This window comes from Nonomuraea sp. NPDC004702, assembly GCF_053601695.1.
In genome coordinates this window covers 3,260-4,614 of record NZ_JBSGCE010000164.1, presented here as the reverse complement: position 1 = coordinate 4,614, position 1,355 = coordinate 3,260, and the positions used below count along the sequence as shown (strand labels likewise).

General features: G+C 56.8%; 1 rRNA gene (cut by a window edge). It reads right to left on the bottom strand.

Going from position 1 to position 1,355, the window contains the following annotated elements:
* Positions 1 to 3: 3 nt before the first annotated feature.
* Positions 4 to 1,355: ribosomal RNA gene (locus ACWEJ6_RS54260) — 23S ribosomal RNA — on the bottom strand (it continues 1,783 nt past the right edge of the window).

The following is a 1,355-nucleotide window of genomic DNA, read 5'->3' as shown; positions in this document are numbered from 1 at the left end:
TTTGTGGTCAAGTCCTCGGCCTATTAGTACCGGTCAGCTCCACACATTACTGTGCTTCCACCTCCGGCCTATCAACCCGGTCGTCTACCGGGAGCCTTACCCACTCTCGTGGTGGGAGACCTCATCTCAAGGCGAGCTTCCCGCTTAGATGCTTTCAGCGGTTATCCCTTCCGAACGTAGCCAACCAGCCGTGCACCTGGCGGTACAACTGGCACACCAGAGGTTCGTCCGTCCCGGTCCTCTCGTACTAGGGACAGCCCCTTTCAAGTCTCCTGCGCGCGCAGCGGATAGGGACCGAACTGTCTCGCGACGTTCTAAACCCAGCTCGCGTACCGCTTTAATGGGCGAACAGCCCAACCCTTGGGACCTACTCCAGCCCCAGGATGCGACGAGCCGACATCGAGGTGCCAAACCATCCCGTCGATATGGACTCTTGGGGAAGATCAGCCTGTTATCCCCGGGGTACCTTTTAGCCGTTGAGCGACACCGCTTCCACACGCCGATGCCGGATCACTAGTCCCAGCTTTCGCTCCTGCTCGACCCGTCAGTCTCACAGTCAAGCTCCCTTGTGCACTTACACTCAACACCTGATTGCCAACCAGGCTGAGGGAACCTTTGGGCGCCTCCGTTACCCTTTAGGAGGCAACCGCCCCAGTTAAACTACCCACCAGACACTGTCCCCGATCCGGATCACGGACCAGAGTTAGACGTTCAAAACGACCAGAGTGGTATTTCACCAATGACTCCACCCGAACTAGCGTCCGAGCTTCCCAGTCTCCCACCTATCCTACACAAGACGCTCCAAACGCCAATGTCAAGCTGTAGTGAAGGTCCCGGGGTCTTTCCGTCCTGCTGCGCGTAACGAGCATCTTTACTCGTAGTGCAATTTCGCCGGGTCTGCGGTTGAGACAGCGGGGAAGTCGTTACGCCATTCGTGCAGGTCGGAACTTACCCGACAAGGAATTTCGCTACCTTAGGATGGTTATAGTTACCACCGCCGTTTACCGGCGCTTAAGTTCTCACCTTCGCTGTGTTACCACAACTAAGCGGTCCCCTTAACGTTCCGGCACCGGGCAGGCGTCAGTCCGTATACATCGTCTTACGACTTCGCACGGACCTGTGTTTTTAGTAAACAGTCGCTTCCCCCTGGCCACTGCGACCCCCACCAGCTCCGAGTGCAAGACTCATCACCAGCAGAGGTCCCCCTTCTCCCGAAGTTACGGGGGCAATTTGCCGAGTTCCTTAACCACAGTTCACCCGATCGCCTTAGTATTCTCTACCTGACCACCTGAGTCGGTTTAGGGTACGGGCCGCCACAACACTCGCTAGAGGCTTTTCTCGGCAGCATAGGATTA